This window comes from Nocardia sp. GCM10030253 (assembly GCF_042675075.1).
Classification (GTDB): domain Bacteria; phylum Actinomycetota; class Actinomycetes; order Mycobacteriales; family Mycobacteriaceae; genus Nocardia.
In genome coordinates this window covers 437,230-461,099 of record NZ_JBHTDL010000002.1, presented here as the reverse complement: position 1 = coordinate 461,099, position 23,870 = coordinate 437,230, and the positions used below count along the sequence as shown (strand labels likewise).

The following is a 23,870-nucleotide window of genomic DNA, read 5'->3' as shown; positions in this document are numbered from 1 at the left end:
ATGGGCCGAAAGAGTGGCAACGATGGCAGTCCGGACCGGTCGCAATGGTTGGAAATCGACTCACTACGTTCTTCTGGAAACATGGATTCGGGTAATGGTTCCGGCGCGGGCTCCAACGGTAATGGATACCCGCGACTTCCATCATTCGATATTCTTCCCCTGACTGCGGCGCAGCGGGGAATCTGGTTTGCCCAGCATCTCGCGGAATCGTCGCCGATATCTGTGGCCCAATACGTCGAGATCGTAGGCGAGTTGGACGCGGAATTGCTTGCCGAGGCCTGCAGAACCGCCAGTCGCGAGTTCGGATCCGGACATATGCGACTGACCGAGGTCGACGGAGAGCCATGTCAGTTCGTCGACGAGGAACATGGAGCTCCGGTGTCGGTCATGGACTTGCGCCGGGACGCCGATCCGGTTGCGACTGCGCGCAGAATGATGGTTCAGGATTATTCTGCTCCGCTGGACCTGCTGAATGACGACCTCATGACGAGCATCGTGTTCCAGGTCGGCGAGGACCATTTCCTGTGGTATCAGCGTGCGCACCATATCGCGCTCGATGGATTTGCCGCGGTAACCATGCTGCACCGGATGACCGAGCTGTACAACGCTTGGGTGAAGTCCGAGGAAGCGGCGCCGTGCGCGGCGCAGGACCTGGGGGACGTCGTCGAGCAGGATCTGGCGTACCGGGGTTCCGCGCGTTTCGACAACGACCGCGGATACTGGCTGGAGCACCTGGCAGGCGCGCCTCCCGTCGTCAGCCTGGCCGGTCGCGTGGGCAAGCCCACCATTCATCCGGCGCTGGTCAGCACAGAGCTGCCCGACGCCACCGCGCGTCTACTGGAAAGCGTCGCGCTCGAGCACGGCCCGAGCGTGGCTCCGGCCATCGTCGCGGCGTTCGCCGCTTATCTCGCACGGATGACCGGAAGCGATGAAGTAATGCTGAGCCTGCCGGTTTCGGGTCGGCACACTGCCGTGCTGCGCCGTTCCGGGGGGATGGTGGCAAATGTGGTCCCGCTGCGGGTGCAGGTCGCCGGCCGCAGCGTCGGTGAACTGATCGCCGCTGTGCAAAGCGAGTTGACGAGCGCGCTTCGGCGGCAGCGCTACCGCCAGGAGGACATATTCCACGATATGGGGATTGCGCGCGACGAGGCGGCATCCTTCGGGCCGGCCGTGAACCTCATGATGATCGAGAACGAGGTTGTGCTGGGCAACACGACAGGCCGCCTGAACGTCCTCACCTCAGGCCCTACCGCCGACCTTTTCGTCAATATCTACCCGGGTGCCGGCAAAGACAGTACACATATCGACTTCCAGGGAAATCCGAATGCCTACAGCCCTGACGAACTCGCTGGTCACCACCGGCGGTTCTGCATGTTTCTGCACGAATTCCTCGCCGGGGGAGCGGGATGTCCGGTCAGCAGACTGCCGTTGCTCGAAGTGCAGGAACGGTCTGCGCTGCCGCGGGTGCGGGGGCCCAGCGGGGTCGAAACACGGCTGTTTCCGGAGATACTGACCGAGAGCGCGCGCCGGAATCGTCGTGCGTGCGCGATCACCTCGGCCGGGCAGACGATGACGTATGGCGAGCTCGACGCCAGATCCTCCCGGCTGGCCCGGCATCTGATAGCTCTGGGTTGTGGGCCGGACACGGCGGTGGCGATCATGCTGCGACGCTCGGTGGAATCGGTCGTGGCGACGTGGGCGGTCGCGAAATGCGGGGCCGCGTTTGTCCAGTTGGCCCCCGAGTACCCGTCGAAGCGGATAGAACATATCGTCGCCGACAGCGGCGCAGCTGTGGCGATCACGATCGACGCCCTGCGCGGGCGGCTCCCGCTGGCGATGCGCCATGTGGTTCTCGACGACCCCGCAACCCCGGGGGAATGCGACGCCGCGAGCGGGCCGATTTCCGACGATGACCGTATCCGCCCACTGCGGCCGTCCAACATCGCCTATATCACCTATACCTCGGGATCCACCGGAGCGCCGAAAGGCGTCCAGGTCACGCACACCGGCCTCGCGAATCTGATTGCCGACCGCGCCGCCACGTACGGCATCGACACGACATCCCGGGTGTCCTATGCCCTCTCGCCCAGTTTCGATGCCTCCCTGGAACAGTTCCTGACCTGCTTCGCGAGCGGATCCACGCTGGTGATCGTGCCGCCCGAGGTGACCGGCGGTGAGCCGCTCACGCAACTGCTGGCCGATGAGCACGTGACCCACCTGACGCTGACGCCCCCGATGCTGGCAACCGTGGACCCGCATCCGGCGACCGACTTGCGAGTGCTCGTAGTCGGCGGCGACGTATGTCCACCGCACGTCATCGAGCGGTGGACACCGTCGTTGTCCATGTACAACGAATACGGTCCCACCGAAACCACCGTGACCGCCGTCGGCGCCATGCTGAGACCCGGCCAGGCCCACACGGTCGGTGGCCCTATCCGTGGCGTCTCGGCGATGGTGCTGGACCGAACGCTCCAACCCGTGCCCAAGGGCACCGCGGGCGAGTTGTATCTCGCCGGTCCGGGATTGGCCCGTGGATACAGCCATCTGTTCGTCGAAACCGCCGCCCGGTTCGTCGCCGATCCGTATGGGGGCGCCGGCGAGCGGATGTACCGCACCGGCGACATCGCACGCTGGACCGGCGACAACGCCGATATGACGCTGGAATTGATGGGGCGCAGCGACTTTCAGGTCAAGATCCGCGGATACCGGATCGAACCGGGTGAGATCGACGCCGCGCTCACCACACACGAGGACGTGGATCTTTCCGTCACAGTGCCGGTGCGGAACAACGCAGGCACGACCGTGCTTGCGTCCTATGTCGTCCCGGTCAGCGGCCGTCGGATCGATCCGCTCGAACTCCAGCGCTTCGCCCGCGCTTCGCTGCCTCCGCATATGGTCCCGGCGGTGATCCTCTCGTTGGACAGCCTCCCGGTGAACGCCTTCGGCAAGCTCGATCGCAGCGCTTTGCCGAAGCCCGAATTCGGGACCGCGCCGGACGGCCGGGCACCGGCCACCGCCCGGGAAAAGGCGGTCGCAAGGCTGTTCACCGAGGTGCTCGGCGTGCCTTTGGTCGGGGCGGACGACAGCTTCTTCGCCCTAGGCGGCGATAGCATTCTGTCGATCCGGCTGGTGGCGCGGGCCAAGGCCGAGGGCCTGAGTTTCTCCACACAGGATGTGTTCGTGCACAAGACCGTCGCGGGCTTGGCCGCCACGGCGACGGAAGCCGGCGACACCCCCGAGTTGGCCGAGTTGCCCGGTGGCGGCGTAGGGCCGATGCCGTTGTCGCCGATCATGCACGCAATGCTCGATCGGGGTCATTACGACCGATTTGCGCAGGCCGCGCTCGTGCAGCTTCCCGAAGGGGTCGATCGAGCGGGCCTCGTGCGCGCGCTGGGATCCCTGCTGGACCGCCACGACATGTTGCGGGCGGCACTGCGCGGCGGCGATTCGGTTGATCGGTACGTCGAAGTACTCGATCGGGAAGCGGCCGACCCGGACGCCGCGCTCGTCGATGTTCGGCTCGATCGACGTGACGCCGCTGAAGTCGACCGGCACCTGCACAACGCCGCGGATCGATTGGACCCGGGCAACGGTGTGCTCGTTCAGGCCGTCTGGATTCAGGATCGCAACGGCTCGGGACCCGACCTGATGTGGCTGGTGATTCACCATCTCGCCGTCGACGCGGTGTCGTGGCGCATCATCCTCGCCGACCTCGCGCAGGCCTGGTCGCAGGTTTCCGACGGCGGCGAACCGCGTTTCGGCCCGGTCACCACCTCGTTCCGGCGGTGGGTGCACGGCCTGGTCGAGCAGGCGCCGGGCAGGCGGTCGGCGGAGCTCGACCTGTGGAAAGACGTACTCGAGCGAGGCGATCAGCTACTCGGGTCGCGCCGTCTGGTCCCGGATCGTGACATCGGGGCCACGGCGGGCCGGGTACATCAGCGCATCTCGGCAGCGGTTGCCGAGGCGGTTCTCACCACCATTCCGGACCGCTTCCACTGCGGTCCCAACGATCCGCTGCTGGCGGCCCTGGTGCTGGCACTCGGTGAGTGGCGGCGCAGGCGCGGTACGTCGGCGGTCGCCGGAGAGTTGATCTCACTGGAGGGACACGGCCGCGAGGAGCGGGCCCTACCCGGCGCCGATCTCAGCGCCACCGTTGGCTGGTTCACCACACGCTTCCCGGTCCGGATCGAGTGGGAAAATGTCGACCTCGATGATGCGCTAGCCGGCGGCATGGGTGCGGGACTGGCGATAAAGCAGGTGAAGGAGCAGTTGCGCGCGGTGCCCGGCAACGGCATCGGCTATCAGATGCTGCGTCATCTCGATTCACGGGGAAGCGCCGAGCTCGCAGACCTGCCCGAACCTCAGATCAGTTTCAACTACCTCGGGCGGGTGGGTGTAGGTGAACGCTCGGGGCCCTGGGCACCCACCACCGAGTTCACCGCACTGACCGCGACGAGCGATCCGGGGATGGCGCTGTCCGCCGTGCTCGATATCAATGCGATCGCCGAGGAAGGTCGCGACGGGCTCGAACTCGACGCGACCTGGGAGTTCGCCTCGCAGGTGTTGGGAGGTGAGGAGGTCGAAGAGCTCGCAGGGCTGTGGGCTCGGGCCCTGGGGGCGCTTGCCGATCACGTTCGATCCGAAACCGTATACGGCTTCTCTCCATCCGACTTCCCGCTCACCGCGGTATCGCAGGACGATATCGACCACTGGCTGCGGGAATACCCGTCGGTGACCGATGTGTGGCCACTCACCGCCTTGCAGTCCGGGCTGCTGTTCCACACGGTCTACGACCGGGATGGGGTCGATGGCTACATCGTGCAGGCAGCGCTGACGTTTGCCGGGCCGGTGGATGGGGAGCGGATGCGGCGGGCCGCGCAGGTGCTCATCGACCGGCACGACAGCCTGCGGACCGCGTTCGTCGAGAATGCCGATGGGCCACGTCAGATCGTATTGCGCGGCACCAGGGTCGATTGGGGCGAGTCGAATATCGCCGATATCAGCGATGTCGGCCAGCAGGCAGAAGCACTTCGGCGACTCGCGACGGCGGCTGCGGCTCCGTTCGACCCGGCCCGCCCGCCGCTGGTGCGTTTCCACCTCGTGCGCACCGGTGTCGATATGTTCCAGTTGCTGGTCACCAACCACCACCTCGTGCTGGACGGCTGGTCGATGCCCCTGCTGATCCACGAGTTGCTCTCGTTGTACATATCCGATTGCGATACCGCCGAGCTCGCGCCCCCTCGTTCGTACCGAGAGTATCTGCAGTGGCTACAGGCTCAGGATCGCGACGCCGCAATCGCCGCGTGGCGGGAGATGCTCGCCGGAATCGACAGTCCGACGCGGGTCACCAGCGGGCCGGGTCGGACCGTCACCGCGCACGCCGGTGAAGTCGGCCTGAATCTGGACGCCGCGACCACCGCTGCGATTCTCGATCTGGGCCGCTCGCACGGCGTCACTGCCAACACGGCTCTGCAGGTGGCGTGGGCATTGCTGGTGGCCGCCCTGACCGGACGGTCGGACGTGGTGTTCGGCAATACGGTGTCGCACCGTCCGCCGCAGATTCCGGATGTCGAGCGCATGGTCGGGCTCCTCGTCAACACGCTGCCCGTCCGAGTCCGGCTCGAACCCGACGAAACCGTCGGCGACCTACTCGTCCGCGTGCAATCCGAGCAGGCCGCAATGCTGGATCACCAGCACATCGGCTTGGCGGAGCTGCAACGGGCCACCGGTATCACCGATATGTTCGACACCGCGACGGTGCTCGAGTCCTATCCGCTCGACCGGGAACTGTTGGCACGCAATCTCTCCGACGCCGGATTGCGGCTCGTCGAGATCGACGCGCACGATGCCACGCCGTATCCGCTGAGTTTGCAAGTGACCCCGCCGCGGTCGAGTCGCGACGGACGACCGGACGCCGACGAGCCCGGCACTTACACGGTGACGCTGAAATTCGCCACCGACCGATTCGATTCGGACGATGCCCGCACGCTGCTCGAACGATTCGAGCTGCTTCTCACGCAGATCGTCATCGATCCCGCCCGGACGGTCGCCACGATCTCCTCTTGCTGGGATTCCGAACGCGCGGAACTGCTTTCGGTCGGCAGCGAGGAGCCGGTCGCGGAGCTCGTACTGCGCGACATCCTGTGGAGGACCGCGCGGAGGTATCCGGATGCCGTGGCTGTCCGGTGCGGTGACACCACGTGGACCTATCGTGAGCTGGAGCGTCGCGCAGACAGGTTCGCTCGCCTGCTGGCCGCCCACGGTGCTCGCGCCGAGTCGATCGTCGCAGTGGCCGTTCCCCGTTCGGCCGAACTGGTGGTCGCGATCTGGGCGGTGGCGAAAACAGGTGCCGCCTTCCTGCCGTTGGATCTCGGCAATCCCGCCGCGCGGATCGGGGAGTTGTTGTCCGACTCGCGGACCGGACTTGGCGTGACGACCAGCGCTGTGGCGCAGCAGCTTCCGGATACTATCGATTGGTTGCTGCTGGACGCCTCGGCTTCGGACGCTCATGATGGTCTACCTCGTTCGGCCGGGACCGACCGGCTGTCCGCCGACAACGCGGCATACGTGATCTATACGTCCGGATCGACCGGCAAACCGAAGGCGGTCCACCTCAGCCATCGAGGTCTGGCCTGTCTGGTCGCGGCGCAGATCGACGCCTTCGGTGTGGATACGGATTCACGGGTGTTGCAGGTCGCGGCGCCGGGATTCGACGCCTGCCTGTCGGAGTTGCTGGTGGCGCACGCCAGTGGCGCCTGTCTGGTCGTGGCGCCACCGGAGGTGTACGCCGGGGCCGACCTCGAGGAATTGCTCCGGTCGCAGCAGGTTTCGCACGCGATCATCACCCCGTCCGTGCTGAACACGATGGATCCGTCTCGCACACCATCGTTGACAACGCTCGCGGTTGTCGGCGAAGCGACCGGGCCGGACACCGTGCACCGGTGGGGCCATGGACGACGGCTGATGAATCATTACGGACCGACCGAGTGCACGATCTGGGCGACGGGGTCGGATGCCCTGGTACCGGGCGAGCCGATGACGATCGGTGGCCCGATCCGCGGCGCGTCCGCCTTGGTTCTCGACACGTGGCTGCGACCGGTGCCGGTCGGTGTCGCGGGCGAACTCTATATCGGTGGTCCCGGACTTGCCCGCGGGTACATCGATCGACCGGGCGTGACCGCGTCGCGCTTCGTCGCGGATCCGCGATCCACTCGTGGCGAGCGGATCTACCGCACCGGTGATTCCGTGCGCTGGGTGCGCGGACCCGCCGGGTTGGCACTGGAATACCTGGGCCGCTGCGATCAGCAGATCAAGATTCACGGCCTCCGGATCGAGCCAGGGGAAATCGATGCCCACGTGGCCCGGCACCCGGAAGTGGCGAGCGTCGCCACCGTCGCGGTGCAGGGGCCTGCAGGCGAACCGGTTCTGGTGTCCTATGTCGTCTCCGTGCCGGGCTCCGCCGTGAATGTGGCGGCAATCGGAGACGATCTCGCGGACAGGCTACCCCGTTATATGAATCCCGCGACGATCGTGCGGCTCGAGGAGATGCCGCGCACGCCGACGGGCAAGATCGATCGGAAAGCATTGCGGCAGTGCGCCTTCGATCTCGACGCCGCGGGCGGCAGGCCGCCGTCGACGCCTACGGAGCAGGTCGTGGCGCAACTCTTCGCCGATGTGCTCCATCTCGACACGGTGTCCGCCGACAGCAACTTCTTCGCGCTCGGCGGGGACAGTATCGTCTCGATGCGGCTGGTGGCGCTGGCGAGATCCGCCGGGCTCACGTTGACACCGCGAGATGTGTTCGAAGGCAAGACGGTTGCCGCCCTCGCCGCCCTGGCGGGCCGCGATGCGGCTCCGATGGCCATCGAGGAACCCCCGCGACACCCGACGGCGGATCGCACCTCGGATCATCCGCTCGTCGTGCTGACAGAACAGGACATCGATCGGCTCGAACGGCAGTACCCCGGCCTGTCCGATATTTGGCCGTTGTCGCCCATGCAATCCGGGATGCACTTCGACTCGACGTTCGACCCGGATGCCGGGGACAACTACACCGTCCAGACGACGATCGGATTGTCCGGCGCGGTCGACGGTGAGCGCCTGCGACGTGCCGCCCAGGCCGTGGTCGACCGGCACGATATCCTGCGGGCCGCCTTTGTGGAGACGGCGGCAGGGCCGTGCCAGGTCGTGCTGGACCATGCCGAAATCCCGTTCCGGGAGATCGATCTCGCCGATGGTGGCGATGCGGAATCGCCCGCCGACCCGGGAGCGATCGCCGCGGCGGACGCGGCGGCGGGATTCGACCTGTCGGCTCCTCCGCTCCTGCGCTTGACGCTGATCCGTCTCGATGCGCGGTCTTTCCGGCTGCTCGTCACGAATCACCATGTGATCCTGGACGGCTGGTCGATGCCGTTGCTGATGCGAGAACTGCTCGACTACTACGGATCTCCCGCACATATCGACTCCGCCGGGCCCGCTCCCTCCTACCGCGACTATCTGTCCTGGTTGGGTCGGCAGGACAGCGCCGCAGCCAAATCGGCATGGGCACAAGCCTTTTCGGATGTCGACGCACCCACCCGGGTGTCCCGCGAAGCCGCCGCGACGGGCTCCGCATCCGCCGCCGAGGTCGCGGCCGAACTCACGGCGGATCGTTTCGCGGAACTCCGTCGAGTGGCGGCGGAGACAGCCGTCACCATCAATGCGGCGGTGGCCGCGGCCTGGGCCTTGAATCTGCGCGTATCGACCGGTGAGACCGATGTGATCTTCGGCGCCGCGGTGTCGGGCAGGCCCCCGGAGTTGCCGCTGGTCGATCAGACGCTCGGCATGTTCCTGACTACGGTTCCGGTGAGGGTCCCGCTCGAACCAACCATGACGGTGCGCGAGTTGCTGACCGGCATTCAGGCGCGGCACGCGCGCATGCTGGAGCATCACCATATCGGCCTACCCGAGATTCACCGCAGCGTCGGCCTGCCCGAACTCTTCGACACCGCCATCACCTTCCAGTCGTTCCCTGTCGACCGGAGGGCGCTGCAGGAACTCGTCGATTCGGCGGGCCTGCGGGTGGATGAACTCAGCGGTGTGGACGCGACGCCGTACCCGCTGATCCTGGCCGCGGAACCGAAGCAGTCCGAGGACGGCGAGGTACAGGGGCTGCGGATCATCCTCCGGTTCCACGAGCGCGCATTCGACACGGCCTCGGCGCGCCGCATCCTCGACCGCTTCATCGAGCTGCTGTGCCGGATCGCCGAGAACGCGGACGTGCGGCTCGGCGAGCTGCCGCTCGACGAGGAACCGGGGCCGTCGTGGCCGGTTTCGGGTGCGGAAGCTGCGATTCCGGACACGTTGGACCGCATCCTCGCCGCTTCCGCTGCCGCTGAACTCGACGCGATCGCCGTGCGGTGCGGTACGGCCGCCATTACCTACCGGCAGCTCGACGAGCGATCCGCACGTCTGGCTCGGATCCTGCTGCGGCATGGTGCCCGGCGGGGCCAGGTCGTCGCTTGCGTGCTTCCGCGATCCCTTGCGGCGACGGTCGCCCTGTGGGCCGTGGCCAAGACCGGCGCCGCCTTCCTGCCGATCGATCCGATCCTGCCGGCGGAGCGCATCGAATTTCTGCTGTCGGACTCGAAAATCTCTCTCGGACTGACTGATACATCAACCAGGAAGCATCTTCCCGAGGGCGTCGACTGGCTGATCCTCGACGGGGAGCAGACGGTCGGCGCCCTGGACTCGGTCCCAGTCGCGCCGATCACCGATGCTGAACGCGGCGGGCCGATTCGGCGGGATCAGACCGTGTACGTGAGCTATACCTCCGGGTCGACCGGAACGCCCAAGGGCGTTCTCGTCAGCCATCGCGGCTTGGCCGATATTGTCGCGGCGCAGCGACGAATACTCGGGGTCGACCCGACGTCGGTGGTACTGCAGGTCGCCTCGCCCAGCTTCGACGCCTCGGTGTTCGAGCTGTTGATGGCGCACGGCTCGGGCGGTCGGCTCGTCGTATCGCCTGCCGATGTCTACGCCGGTCCAGAGCTGGCGAATCTGATCCGGCGAGAAGGTATTTCGCATGCCATCGTGACCCCGTCGGCGTTGGCGACAGTCCCGTGCGATGGTCTCGACGGGCTGCGCGTGCTGGCACCGGCCGGTGAGCCGGTCGGTCCGGAACTGGTCGATCGGTGGGCGCCGCATCGCACTATGGTCAATGTCTACGGGCCGACGGAATGCACTATCTGGGCTACCTCCGGCGACGCTCTGACACCGGGTGCCGCGATCACGATCGGCAGGCCGGTCGGCCCGGTCGCGGCCGTGGTCCTGGATACCTGGTTGCGGCCCGTGCCACACGGTGTCGCGGGCGAGCTGTACCTGTTCGGCCCCGGCCTGGCCGATGGGTACGTCGCCAGGACGGGGTTGACCGCGGCGCGGTTCGTCGCATGCCCGTTCGGGGAGCCGGGTCAGCGCATGTACGCGACCGGTGACGTGGTGCGCCGCACCGCCGATGGTGAGATGGAGTTCCTTGGGCGCAACGATTTTCAGGTGAAGGTGCGCGGCACCAGGATCGAGCTGGGGGAGATCGACGCGGTGCTGGGTGCGCATGCGGATGTGGCATACGCGGTCACCGTGCCGTGGAGCGATGAGGGGCGACCGGTGCTGCTGGTGTCCTATGTCGTGCCCGCGACCGGGGCGGAGGTATCGGGCGAGGAGTTGCGTGCGGCGCTGGCCGAGGCGTTGCCCCGGTACATGGTGCCATCCGCGGTGGTGGTGCTGAACGAGGTGCCGCTGACCGCCAACGGGAAGCTGGATCGCGAGCGGTTGCCCGACCCGGTTGCCGTCGCCCGCGAATTCCGAGCGCCATCGCCCGGGTTGGAAGCGTTGGTCGCGCGGACATTCGAGCAGGTACTCGACGTGGACCGGGTGGGAGTCGACGACGACTTCTTCGCGCTGGGCGGCGATTCGCTGAGCGCCTCGCTGGTGGTGGCGCGCATAGGTGCGGCCATGGACGTGCGCGTCCCGGTGCGTTCGGTGTTCGAGGCGCCGACCGTCGGCGAATTGGCCGCGCTCGCAGGGACACTCAGCGGTGGGGGCCGGTTGCCCCTGCTGCCAGGAGTACACCCCGATCCCGTACCGCTGTCGCTGGCACAGCAGCGGATGTGGTTCCTGAACCGGTTCGACCCGAAGTCGGCGGCATACAACATTCCGGTGATGCTGCGGCTGTCGGGGCGGCTGGACACCGCGGCGCTGGCGGCCGCACTCACGGATGTGATGGCACGTCACGAGGTTCTGCGGACGATATATCCGGAAGTCTCCGGTGAGCCGCGGCAGGTCGTTCTCGACGAGCCCGCGGTGCCGGCGGAGCCGGTGCGAGTGCCCGCGGATTCGGTCGCGGATGTGGTGGGCGAGTTCGTGCGGCGCGGATTCGATGTGACGGCCGGAGTGCCGATGCGAGTGGGATTGTTCGAGTTCGACGGTGACACAGGAGAATTCCTGCTGGTGCTGGTTGTCCATCACATCGCAGGCGATGGTCAGTCGATGGGGCCGTTGGCCCGTGACGTGATGGCGGCGTATGCCGCGCGACTGGCCGGGCACGCGCCGGAATGGGAGCCGCTCGCCGTGCAGTACGCGGATTTCGCGTGGTGGCAACGGCAGATGCTGGGGACCGAGGACGATCCGGCGTCGTTGATGTCCGCGCAGCTGGAGTTCTGGCGCTCGACGCTCGCGGGCGCACCGGATCGGCTGGAACTGCCCGCGGACCGACCACGCCCGGCCGTCGCATCGCTGTCGGGAAGCCGGGTTCCGGTGGAGATCGATGCGAGGCTGCACGAGCGGCTGCTCGCGCTGGCACGGTCGCGCGGGTCGTCGCTGTTCATGGTGATGCACGCGGCGCTGGCAACGGTATTAGGGCGTCTCGGTGGCAGCGATGATGTAGTGATCGGCACCCCGGTCGCGGGGCGCGGCGAGCCCGCTCTGGACGATCTGGTGGGGATGTTCGTGAACACCCTCGCATTGCGGACCCGGGTGGATACGGGCGAGCCGTTCTCCGAGTTGCTGATGCGCACTCGCGAGACGGACCTGCTTGCATTCGATCACGCGGACGTGCCGTTCGAGCGGGTCGTGGAGGCGTTGAGCCCGGAGCGATCTGCGGCGCGGCATCCGTTGTTCCAGGTGGCTCTGGCGTTCCAGAACGTGTCGACGGTCGATATCGCGCTGCCCGATGTCCGGGTCGCCCGAGCAGATGTGGATACCGGGGCGACCCAGTTCGACCTGCAACTGGTGCTGTCCGATTCGTTCGGCAATGCCGGTGTGGTGCAAGGCATCTCGGGCACGATGGCCTATGCACGGGATCTGTTCGACGAGGCGACCGCGGCGGCGATCGTCCGACGGTTGGTGCGGGTGCTGGAAGCCGTCGCCGACGATCCGACCGTAGTGATCGGGGATATCGACTGGCTGGAAGCCGACGAGCGTTCGGCGCTCACGTCACGGGTGGGGACGCATACCGTGGCGGCGCCGGAGCCCTCCGGATTGCTGCCGGACGTGTTCGCCTCGGCCGTAGGGGACAATGGCGACGGTATCGCCGTTGTTGCGGGGGATGCCACGTTGTCGTACGCGCAGCTGGACGAGCGGTCCAGCCGGCTGGCGAGGGTACTGATCCGCCGTGGCGCCGGACCGGAGCATCCGGTGCTGGTGGCGGCAGCGCGGTCGATGGAATCCGTCGTCGCGTGGTGGGCGGTGGTCAAGACGGGTGCGGCGTACGTACCGGTGGACCCGGGCTATCCCGCGAGCCGGATCGCGCAGATGGTCTCGGATTCCGATGCGACGCTGGGAATTACGCTGTCGTCAGCGCGTGCCCAGCTGCCCGGTTCGGTGGACTGGATCGTGCTCGACGACCCGGTCGTCGCCGCACAGATCGACGCGGCGGCGAGCGGCCCGATCGGCGATGACGAGCGGCCGCGGCCGCTGCGGGCCTCGGATGTCGCCTACGTGGTCTTCACCTCCGGATCCACCGGGGTGCCGAAGGGCGTCGCCATCACACATTCCGGCATTGCCGACTTCGTCTCGGGGCGGCGCGCCGACCGCGAGCTCCGGCGTACGTCCAGGGTGTTGCATTTCGCGTCGCCGTCGTTCGACGCCGCACTGATGGAGATCCTGATCGCGGTCAGCCGGGCCGGTGCACTGGTCGTGGCGCCGACGGGTATATACGGCGGCGGTGAGCTGGCCGAGTTCTTGCGCGTGCAGCGGGTCACCCACGCCTTCATGACCCCGGCCGCGCTCGCGTCGGTGGATCCGGCCGGGCTGGACGACTTGCGGCTGGTGATGTCCGGTGGTGAGGAGGTTCTGGCGGATCTGGTGAGCCGATGGGCGGGCACCGACGTCGCGGGCGCCCGGAAGTTCCAGGTGCTGTACGGGCCGACCGAGGCCACGATTGTCGCCACGGCGACGGGTGCGCTGCGGCCGGATGACCGGCCGACGATCGGTGCCCCGATGCCGGGAATACAGGCGCTGGTCCTGGATGCCCGGCTGCAGCCGGTGCCGGTGGGGGTGGCCGGAGAGCTGTATCTGGCAGGTCCGGCGCTGGCGCGCGGGTACCTGAACCAGGCGGCTACCAATGCGGCGCGGTTCGTGGCGCGTCCGTTCGGGGAACCGGGACGCCGCATGTACCGCACCGGGGATGTGGTGCGCTGGAATACCGACGGTGCCCTGGAGTTCCTGGGGCGCAACGATTCCCAGGTGAAAGTCCGTGGTTACCGGGTCGAGCTGGGCGAGATCGACGCTGTGCTGAGCGCGCGGGCGGAGGTGGCATACGCGGTCACGGTGCCGTGGCGTGCGGACGCGGGTCCGGCGCAGTTGGTGTCCTATGCGGTGCCCGAAACCGGTGCGAGCCTCTCGGGCGAACAGTTACGGGCGGCGTTGGCCGAGGTGCTGCCGTCGTACCTGGTGCCCGCCGCGGTGATGATCCTCGACGCGATCCCCCTGTCGCCGAATGGAAAGCTCGACCGGGCGGCCCTGCCGGCACCCGTCGTCCAGGCCAAGCGATTCCGGGCCCCGGCCTCACCGGTGGAGGAAATAGTGGCAGGCGTATTCGCCGACGTCCTCGACATCGACGGTCCCGTAGGCGCCGACGACGACTTCTTCGAGCTCGGTGGCAACAGCCTGGTGGCCACCCGGGTAGCCGCGCGGATCGGTGCCGCGCTCGACGCGACCATCCCTGCGTCGATGATTTTCGAGGCGCCGACGGTCGGGAGGTTGGCCGCGCGCGCCGAATCGCAGGCCGACACCGGTCGGGTAGCGCTGACCGCACAGCCACGGCCGCAGCGAATTCCCCTGTCGTACGCACAGCAGCGGATGTGGTTCCTGAACCAGCTCGAGCCCGGCTCGGCCGCCTACAGCATTCCGATCGTGCTGCGGCTGTCCGGACAGCTGAATCTCGACGCGCTGCGCGCGGCCATCGAGGATGTGCTGAACCGGCACGAAGTACTGCGGACCGTATACCCGTATGCCGAGGGTGAGCCGTCGCAGGTTGTCCTTCCCTCCGCCGAGGCATTTGCGCCGATGACCGTGACCTCGGTCGCGGAACCGGAACTGGCCGAGTCGTTGTCGGCATTCGTCTCGACGGTATTCGATGTGACGGTCGAGGCGCCGGTGCGGGTACGGTTGTTCGAGCTCGGGCCGAACGAGTGGGTCCTGGCCGTGGTGGTGCACCACATTTCCTGCGACGGGTCGTCGCTCGGCCCGCTGGCACGGGACATGATGACCGCGTACACAGCACACCTGCTCAGGGAGACGCCGAGCTGGCCGCTGCTGCCGGTGCAGCACGCCGATTACGCGATCTGGCAGCGGACGGTGTTGGGGACCGAAGCCGATCCCGAATCGCTGCTACGTGCCCAGATCGACTACTGGACACTCGAATTGGCGGAGCTCCCGGTTTTGCTGGAGCTGCCGACCGACCGACCGCGTCCGCCCATACAGACCTATGCGGGCGCGAGCGTACCGATAGCCGTCGGTGCCGATCTGCATGCGGGATTACAGCAGGTCGCGCGAGCACACAACACGACGCTGTTCATGGTCTTCCACGCTGCGCTGGCGGCCACGCTGGCCCGGCTGGCCGATACGGACGATATAGCGATCGGCACTCCGTATGCGGGACGCGGCGAGCCCGAACTCGACGATCTGGTCGGGATGTTCGTCAACACCCTGGTGCTGCGGACCCGGTTGACCCCGGGGATGACGTTCACCCAGCTCCTCGAACACGTGCGTGGGACCGATCTGGCCGCGTTCGGGCACGCCGATGTTCCGTTCGAGCGGCTGGTGCAGGAGTTGAACCCGGTGCGGTCGCATGCCCACCATCCACTGTTCCAAGTGATGCTGGCATTCCAGAACGTCGCCTGGGCCCAGTTCGAACTTCCGGGGCTCTCGGCGTCGGCCATGACGGCCGACATCGACACCGCACTGTTCGATCTGCAGATCACGATGTCGGATTCCTATGACTCCACCGGTGGCCCGGCCGGCATCAGCGGCGGGGTGACCTACGCGAGCGACCTCTTCGACGCGACGACAGTGACCACGATCGTCGATCGCCTGCTGCGGTTGCTCGGCGCACTGGTGACCGATTCGGCGCAGCCGGTGCACGAGGTGGATCTGCTCGGCGCCGATGAACGGGAAGCCGTTCTGACGCAGTGGAATTCGACCGATCGCAGGCTCCGTGCGGGTGAGACGCTCGCCTCCGTCTTCGCCCACTCCGTGCGGGCGCATGCGGACCGGCCCGCGGTGATAGTCGGGGAACAGACGCTGACCTATGCGGAATTCGCGTCTCGCGTATACCGGTTGGCGCGGTGGTTGATTTCCCGCGGAGTGGGTCCGGAGTCGTTGGTGGCGCTGCGGGTGCGGCGTTCACTGGATCAGGTCATCGCCATGTACGCGGTGCACGCCGCAGGCGGCGGGTACGTGCCGGTCGATCCGGACCTTCCGGCCGACCGCATCGCGTACATGCTGTCGATCGCCGCACCGGTGCTGGAGCTGTCGTCCCTCGATGGGCTGGAGCTGTCCGGATTCGATGACGCGCCGGTCACCGACGCCGATCGGCGCGCACCGCTGCGACCGCACAACGTCGCATACGTGCTCTTCACTTCGGGGTCGACCGGGCGACCGAAAGGTGTTGCGATATCGCATTGTTCGGTGGTCAACCAGTTGCGGTGGGTGAGCGGGACCTACGCACTGACGCCGAATGACGTCGTGTTGCACAAGTCCCCGGCCACGTTCGACATGTCGGTGTGGGAGCTGTTTGCGACACTGGCGGTGGGGGCGCGGCTGGTGATCGCGCGAGCCGACGGGCATACCGACCCGGCCTATCTCGCCGAAACCATTGCCACCCAGCGGGTCACGATCACCGCGTTCGTGCCGTCGATGCTGGCGGTACTAGCGGACGCGGCGCCCGCGGAGTCACTGGAGTCGGTGCGGACGCTCCTGGTGGGCGGTGAGGCATTCGGCCCCGAGGTGGTTGCCGCGGTGCGGCGAATAGTGCCAGGGGTCGAGTTGCACAATCTGTACGGGCCGACGGAGTTCACCGTGTGCGCGACCGCGCATCGGGTGACCGAAGCCGACAGCGGGAGCATGCCGATGGGCACACCGGTATGGAACGCGCGGGCATACGTGCTCGACAACCGGTTACATCCGGTACCGCCCGGTGTCGCCGGGGAGCTGTACTTGGCGGGCACCCAGCTCGCGCGCGGCTATCAGTCACGTCCGGGCCTCACCGCGGAACGGTTCGTGCCCGACCCGCACGGTGACGGCCTGCGCCTGTACCGCACCGGCGACCTGGTGCGCTGGCGCCAGAACGGCGAATTGGAATATCTGGGCCGCACCGATTTCCAGGTGAAGCTGCGCGGCCTGCGTATCGAACTCGGTGAAATCGAGGCAGTACTTGCCGAGCACCCCAGCATCGCCCGGGCGATCGCTGTGGTGCGCTCCACCGGTGCGGTGGACCACCTCGTCGGTTACCTCGTACCCGCCGCGGGCGCCACGGTCGACACCGCGGCGGTCTCGGCGCACGCGGCAGCCAAACTGCCCGACTACATGGTGCCCACCACGATGATGGTGCTCGACACGGTGCCGCTCACCGCGTCGGGCAAGCTGGACCGCACGCTGCTACCGGAGCCGGTGCTCGCGGTAGCGGAGTTCAGGCAGCCCTCGTCGTGGCTGGAAGGGGAGGTCGCACGGGCCTTCGGAGCGGTACTCGGCGTGGATCGGGTGGGCGCCGATGACGACTTCTATGCATTGGGTGGTAACTCGCTGAAGTCGGTGCAAGTGGTGAGCGAGTTGCGGAAAGAACTCGACTACGAGGTTCCGATCAGCTGGATGTTGTCGGATCCCTGCCCGGCCGACCTGGCAAAGCGGATCGAAGCCAGAATGCGCTCCGGTCCGGCCATCGACCGGACCGATGTCGGCTTCGACGCGCTGCTTCCGATCCGGACCAGCGGTGAGCGACCACCACTGTTCTGTATCCACCCGGCGTTGGGCCTGTCGTGGTGTTACCGCACACTCGACCGGTACCTCTCCGACGGACGACCGATCTACGGCATTCAGGCGCCGCAAATCGGTGGCGAGGACCCCGGTCCCACATCGATCGAAGAAATGGCCGAACGCTACTTCGACGAGATTCGCGCGGTTCAGCCACACGGCCCCTATCACCTCCTCGGCTGGTCACTGGGTGGTGTGATCGCCCATGCCATTGCCGTCGAGATGCGTGCCGCCGGTGAACAGGTTGCGCTACTGGCACTGTTGGACGCCGAGGCGGACGGTGTCGACGAGTCGACGCTCTACGCCGTCACGGCCGGCGAACTGATCAGCAATCTCGGCCCGGTCATGGGCGTCGATTTCGTGAGCCCCGATGCGACTGCCGAGGAGGCCGCCGACCTGATCGAACGGCACCTCGGGGGCAGCCTCGGTATCGACGCCGCACGGATCGAGCGCCTGACCGCTGCCTACAACCTGGCGATCCGGGCAGCCAGTGTGTGGCGGCCCGCGGTCTTGGACAGCGACATGCTCTATTTCACCGCGACACGTGAAAGGCGATCCGATGCTGCGGGTCACGCGGGATGGGCGCGGGTGGTCCGCGGGCAGATGTCGATTTTCGACATCGATGCGACCCACCTCGCAATGACCGAACCGGGTGCGATTGCTCAGATCGCCCGGATTCTCAACGCACGACTGGATCGATGACCGTGTTCGATCTCGGCGAGGTGGTGGGCGCGCCGGATCCATCGATTCGACCGTCGTCTTGTGGAAGGGGCGTGGTGATGCCCACTATCACCCCGACCGCCGCCCCGAACGCCCCACCGAGCAGGGCGGCAGGTCCGGCAACGACGGCGACGCCGACGGCCGCGCCGACGAGCGGGCCGACAACCAAGCCGGTCGGCAGGAACGGGATACCGACGACGAACCCGACGCCGGCGCCGACCAGTGCGGCGGCTATCGCGACGGGCGCGGACATTCCTGCGGCGATGCCCGCACCGATTGCCGCACCGACGCCCGCGTCCACGGCGGTGACGGAGCATCGGCGGGGATCTACGGGGACGTGCTGGCAGAACGCCTGGATCGGCTCCGGATCCACGGCCGGCGGCGAGTCCGGCGCGTCCACCGTCTCGACTCGGGTCCGACTGTCGGCGGCGAGCGGATTCGCTGGGCCGACAGCTCGATCGCCGCGGTGCGTGTCGACCAGCGGTCCGATATCGACCGGCGACTGGCCGAGTAGAGAGAGTAGGGCGGGCAACGGGAAAGGACCTTGCCCCTGCTCGTTGTGCGTCAGCACCAGCCAGTCCGTTGTCGTCGGTGGCATGGCGGGTGCTTGCGCGGTGTCCCCCGGGGATGCGTTGGCTACTCCGGTTCCGAGAACAACCGCAAGCGGCAACATGCTCGCAATCAATATCGGACGTGATAGCCGCCAACGACCGGCTTCCGGCATTCCGTACCTCCTGGACGTCTACGTCTTAGCGCTTCTCGACCTCGAGTATTTGTTGCAGGTTGCGGCGCAGCTAGCTTAAGCGGCCGGCGCGGCCGGGTCAGGGAAAACTGTCGAATCCGTGTGCGCCTGGCAAATCTGCGGCTGTGCCCAACCGGTACGTGACACGCCCTGCTATCTGAATGCGCCGGACCGGTATCCCGCTGTGCTTGCCGGCGCGCCTACTCCCTTCCCAAATCCTCCGTCAGTGCGAAGACATCCTGCTCGAAAATTGTCTCCTGTGGCGGAATTACAGACCCATCGCCCAAATGATGGCCGCCACCGCGCCGGTCAGCGTGGCGACGCACACCGCGAATCGCAGCAGTGAGAGGTTGGGCGGTCCTTGCGTTGTAGGGGTGACTGAGCCGAGAATCGCCTCTGACCTGTATGTTTCGCCCATCCGTGATGGGACGGGGTTGCGGGCGAGCCGATCCGTCGAGTGCACGGTCACCGTGTCGCCCTTACGGACGAACGCGATCAGCTCGTCGAGTTTCAGGCGAGTGGTGTTTTTCCCCGGAGGCCCAATCGGTGAAGATCTTTTCGACGTCGATGCCGTCGAGTTGGCGATCGGCGTTCTGATGGCCGGTGCTGACTCGGAGGTAGCCGACGCGCATCACTGGGAATCCTTCCCGGAGCCTGAATTGTCACAACTGACCCTATTCTGACGCTGTTCGCACCGGTCGCAGCCGTGGTGTTGGGATGTACCTCGAGGCCACACCAGACTATCTAGCTGACCGCGATATGCACTGAAAGGGTGTTGTCGAGTCCCACGTAGCCTTGGACGAGCGATTTTTCTTGTCATATGTGGTTCCATGCGCGAAACCATTGCTGTCCGGGGTGCCCGTGTAGTCGCCCGGAGGGCCGCTGCTCCAGTTGATCGTGAAGCTGACCACCGCAGGGTTGTTGTCGTTGGTCCAGTTCGAGTGCCAACTGACCGTCCCGTCCATCATGTTGGCGCGGGACGAGGTGGCCAACGCTCGTGACGTGACCTGTTGGCCGACGCCCGTGAAGGTCACGGTCCAGCCGTTGCTTTGGGTGATGCGAACGATGCCGTTGGCGGGGAATGCCCAGAGAGCGCATGGACCGGCCGCCTCGGCGGTGCCCTGACCTACAACGAGCAGTCCCGGTATCACCGCGGCGGCGGCAATCAGGCATCGGAGTCGCTTCGAACGTTCGCGCGGGGCTACGTTCGCGCGGAAACCTCCGCGGCCGGAGACGAATTGCGTGCTGGATGCCATGATGGCCTCCTTGTCGATGGAGTGTACTTCTCAGACAAATTTGCGCTCGTCCGAAGCCGGTCCCCGGGCTTTTACAGTCGTCGGCGGCCTGTGCCTGGCCGGGCACAGCGGCGAACAGCGTCTTGACAAGAAGGGCCGCGCTGATGCGAGCGGCGACTTTCCTGTGAGTTGATGGGATCACGGCTTCCGCCGCGGAGTTTCGGCCGCTGAAGCGCGAACGGCTGGTGCAGGATCGCTATGGGCGGGTTTCGCGGGCGTCGGTGATGACCAGGCACTGGTCACCGAGTTCGGTGTGGGATTCCACCGTGTAGAAGCGGATTTCGTGCCCGTCGGGGTCGTGTAGCTCGGGCAGGATCCAGCCGATCGTGGCGAAATGCACCCCGGCATGGGATTCGCCGAGATCTGCCAGTGCCGCCGCGAGCGCTTCCAGCGCTGTCTTGTCTGGCACGCCGAGGGAGAAGTAGTCGAATCCCGCTGCCGCCACGGCTTTTTCGGGGTCGTACCGAAGAGCGAGCATCGGGCCGCCGGCCGGGTGGTGCAGGGCCACGCCCATCAGGGTGCCCTGCTCGTGGAATTCGATGCTGACGGTGTAGCCCAGCCGGGTGCGGTACCAGTCGATAGAACGCGTCAGATCGGAGACGGGAAGTTTGAGGTGATGCACCCCAGCGAGTGCGGGAATCATCGCTGCTATCCTTTGCAGTAGCTATGTAATGGTGCAGTATCACTGTAGTGATGCAGTAAGGATGCGGCAAATGAGTGAAGGTGTCAAGGGTTCGGCGGGCAAGAAGGCCTCGCCGTTGTGGGATGCGCGCAAGGCGGAGACCGAACAGAAGATCATCGACGCGGCCACCCGGCTGTTCATCGCCGATGGCTATGCCGCGACCTCCCTTGCGGCGGTCGCCGACGCCGCCAAGGTGGGATCGCGCACGGTCTACCTGCGGTTCGGGTCCAAAGCAGGGCTGCTCAAACGCGCTATCGACGTGGCGATCGTCGGCGATACCCACCACATCGATCTCGCCCACCGCGACTGGTATCTGCGCGCCGCGACCGCCCCCACCCCGCATGATCGGATCGCTGCCTACGCGCCCGGCGCACGGGCTCTGATGGAGCGTGTCGCCCCGCTCATTGCGGTCGCCGTCCAGGCTGAAGCCAGCGAACCAGTGATCGCGCAGGCCGCCCACGCCGGACGCACCGCCACCCAGGACAACATCGCCGGAATCTGGCGGCAGATGCACGCCGACGGCCTGCTGCATCCCGACGCCGACCTGGACTGGATCATTGCCACCGCTGGCGTGCTCGGGCAAGCCGAAACCTACATCCTGCTCACCCGTTCCCTCGGCTGGGATCCGGCCACCTACCAGCAGTGGCTGCACGACACCTGGCTGCACTTCGCAACTACCCCATCACACCCAGCCGAGCCGCAGCCATGACCGCAGGCGCGATGGGTGAAAACGATCATTCTCGACCCAAAACCGGTTCGCCGCACTGTCGTTCGTGAAACCGCGGGTTGCTCGAACCCTCGATCCGGTCAGAACCCGTTTGCGGAATCTACGGGACCGCTCCGACCAGGCCGTGCAGACCGCTTCGGTAGTCCGTGCAAACGACTTCGAACATTGACAACTGCGTCAGTTCTGACCGTCGGAACATTCACTTACCGGCGGTCATGGCGATGAGTGTGGAGGATCGGCAGCGTCCGTGGGTGGAGCATCGGGAGCAGTTCCACGTTGCTGCGGGATAGGGCTGGCTGGTGATGCGTTGGGGCCGAGCAAGTCCTGTTGAGACTGATGAAAGGTCGGTTGCGACCGTCGGCGCGGCCGGGCCGCTGCTCCAGTGTTAGTGCGGCTGTCATTGCGTCCTGATCGCGGCGTAGGCCGCGAACGCCGATTCCGGAATCCCCTTTTAGGCTGGGTTGTCTCTGTCATTTTGTCGGGTATGTCGGATGCCTCGCCATCCCAGTGGGAGTTGGACGCGGCCGGCCCGGATATCGCCGATGAGCTGCGCGTAGCCTTCACGGACCTCGCCGAGATGGACCCACGCCGAGTGCCGAAGCTCCTCGCAGTCGGTGTGCAGCACCGTCCACCACGCCTCGGCGTAGGTCTTTGCGACATGACTGATCACCTCACCAAAGGAGTGAGTGTGACGGCGGGCGCACCGGCTGTGGCGGACGTAGAACACCGCCCAAGAGTTGATCTTGTCGATGACCTTCGCGATATCCGCATGGAGGGCCGCCTCGGTGACGTCCGGTGGACGCCGCCGAGGATTCAAAACCGCCGAAATCAGTGCGGCGTGTAGATCGCCCAGTTCTCTCGCCCACGCGATCAGCGGCGACGGTTCAGTGAGACGACCGGCGATCGCGGCCAATAGTTGATCCGGCGACAGCAGAGATCCCGCATCCGTGGCCGGATCCTCTCGTGCCGCCGCCATACCCGCGTCCATGGGGATCACATGTCCTTCATCGCGGGCCGCCGCTTCGGCACGCCAGATGGTCCTTCGTCGCCGGGTTGGTGCCATGGCCACAGAGGCTGGTCATGCGAAGCGCAGATCGGATGGTGCCGTCGAGCAGTTCAACATTGCCGGTGCCGGGAGCAGGCGAAGGCTATGAACGGTGATTTCGGTCGGCGGTGCGAACCCCTGGTCGGCAAGGCCGGCGCCGTGGTCGCTACCTGTAGTGCGCAGATTCCACGGGCCGCGGAAGCCGGCTCGGGTGTGGAGATCTGAGGCTCGTTGTTCGATCGCGGCCTCAGCTGGATAGGCGTGCTGTTGCATAGTTGATTGCTCGAATGTAGATGAATGGTTGATGCGGCGAGTACGGCGCTGTGACTCGGCGCATAATGCTAATACTGACTGCGCGCTCAGTCAATGACTGGTTGAGCAGCCAGTGGACGCTACAGTGTGCGGGAAATTTGGACGAGGAGGGGTGGTATCGGTGAGTAGGCGTGCGGCGGAGCCGGGCAAGTCGGGTGCGATTCTCGATATTTTCACGCGCCATGTTGCCGAGAAGGGCTACGACGGAACTAGCTTCAGTGGTGTTGCAAGTGAATTGGGCATCTCACAGGGTTTGATCGTGCATCATTACGGCACGAAGGCGCGGTTGCTGGAAACCCTGCATATTTCCTATATGCGGCAGCGGATCGATGAGGCTGAGCGCATCGTGTCGGAGTTTTCTACGCCGACCGAAAGGCTGGCCGGGCTGTTGCACGCGTCCATGTTGTATCAGGTGCACGATCGAAATCGGACTGTCGCGTTCCAGCGCGAGGTCGCGCGGTTCGCCCAGCAAGATGAGAGTTCCGAGGGGCGGAAGCTGCGACGGCATTACATCGGAATCATGCACGGCGTGCTCGATGCGGGCATTGCTTCGGGTGAGTTCCGGCCTGTCGATAGAAGTATCCGGAGCCTGCTCATCTTCGGTGCCGCGCAATGGGCGTGGACATGGTTCGAGCCAGAAGGGCGTAGCTCTGCCGAGCAGGTCGGTGCTGAACTGGTAGATCTCACGCTTGGATCTCTGTTGGTCAATCGGAGATCGTTGCCGCGTCTCAGCGACCCCGACGGCCCGCTTGTTGCCGCGGTGATCAAGATCATCACCGGGGCAGAAGGGACGCCGAAAGAACGGTCGGACTGATGACCATGTTTCGGGAGGCCCGTTCGGT

Annotated in this window: 9 protein-coding genes; 3 read left to right on the top strand and 6 right to left on the bottom strand. The window is 66.2% G+C overall.

The window, feature by feature from the left end; genetic code table 11:
• Positions 1–18,207, top strand: coding sequence for an amino acid adenylation domain-containing protein (locus ACFQZZ_RS02505; RefSeq protein WP_378673183.1), 18,207 nt, complete (start codon positions 1–3; stop codon positions 18,205–18,207).
• On the opposite strand, the gene ACFQZZ_RS02500 is transcribed toward ACFQZZ_RS02505, so the two are convergent.
• From ACFQZZ_RS02500 to ACFQZZ_RS02480, 5 genes are all read right to left on the bottom strand, one after another.
• Positions 18,185–18,898 carry a hypothetical protein gene (locus ACFQZZ_RS02500; protein WP_378673181.1) on the bottom strand — a complete coding sequence of 238 codons (714 nt, stop codon included), beginning with the start codon at positions 18,896–18,898 and terminating at the stop codon, positions 18,185–18,187. The genes ACFQZZ_RS02505 and ACFQZZ_RS02500 overlap by 23 nt on opposite strands.
• 337 nt (positions 18,899–19,235) lie before the next feature.
• The gene (locus ACFQZZ_RS02495) at positions 19,236–19,463 is read right to left on the bottom strand and encodes a hypothetical protein (RefSeq protein WP_378673258.1); all 228 of its coding nucleotides are present in this window, start codon (positions 19,461–19,463) and stop codon (positions 19,236–19,238) included.
• On the bottom strand, positions 19,447–19,599 hold the full coding sequence (locus ACFQZZ_RS02490) for a hypothetical protein (RefSeq protein WP_378673178.1): 153 nt from the start codon (positions 19,597–19,599) through the stop codon (positions 19,447–19,449). Before ACFQZZ_RS02490 ends, ACFQZZ_RS02495 begins: the two co-directional genes overlap by 17 nt.
• 108 nt (positions 19,600–19,707) lie before the next feature.
• Positions 19,708–20,223, bottom strand: coding sequence for a hypothetical protein (locus ACFQZZ_RS02485; RefSeq protein ID WP_378673175.1), 516 nt, complete (start codon positions 20,221–20,223; stop codon positions 19,708–19,710).
• Positions 20,224–20,458: 235 nt separating this feature from the next.
• Positions 20,459–20,905 carry a VOC family protein gene (locus ACFQZZ_RS02480; RefSeq protein ID WP_378673172.1) on the bottom strand — a complete coding sequence of 149 codons (447 nt, stop codon included), beginning with the start codon at positions 20,903–20,905 and terminating at the stop codon, positions 20,459–20,461.
• A gap of 70 nt (positions 20,906–20,975) precedes the next feature.
• Here ACFQZZ_RS02480 and ACFQZZ_RS02475 point away from each other — a divergent pair, with 70 nt between their 5' ends.
• Positions 20,976–21,653 (top strand): TetR/AcrR family transcriptional regulator, encoded by a 678-nt coding sequence (locus ACFQZZ_RS02475; protein WP_378673169.1) that lies wholly within the window; start codon positions 20,976–20,978, stop codon positions 21,651–21,653.
• Between the two features lie 469 nt (positions 21,654–22,122).
• On the opposite strand, the gene ACFQZZ_RS02470 is transcribed toward ACFQZZ_RS02475, so the two are convergent.
• Positions 22,123–22,734 carry a hypothetical protein gene (locus ACFQZZ_RS02470; RefSeq protein WP_378673166.1) on the bottom strand — a complete coding sequence of 204 codons (612 nt, stop codon included), beginning with the start codon at positions 22,732–22,734 and terminating at the stop codon, positions 22,123–22,125.
• Between the two features lie 415 nt (positions 22,735–23,149).
• Here ACFQZZ_RS02470 and ACFQZZ_RS02465 point away from each other — a divergent pair, with 415 nt between their 5' ends.
• Positions 23,150–23,842 (top strand): TetR/AcrR family transcriptional regulator, encoded by a 693-nt coding sequence (locus ACFQZZ_RS02465; protein ID WP_378673164.1) that lies wholly within the window; start codon positions 23,150–23,152, stop codon positions 23,840–23,842.
• The last annotated feature ends 28 nt before the right edge of the window (positions 23,843–23,870 follow it).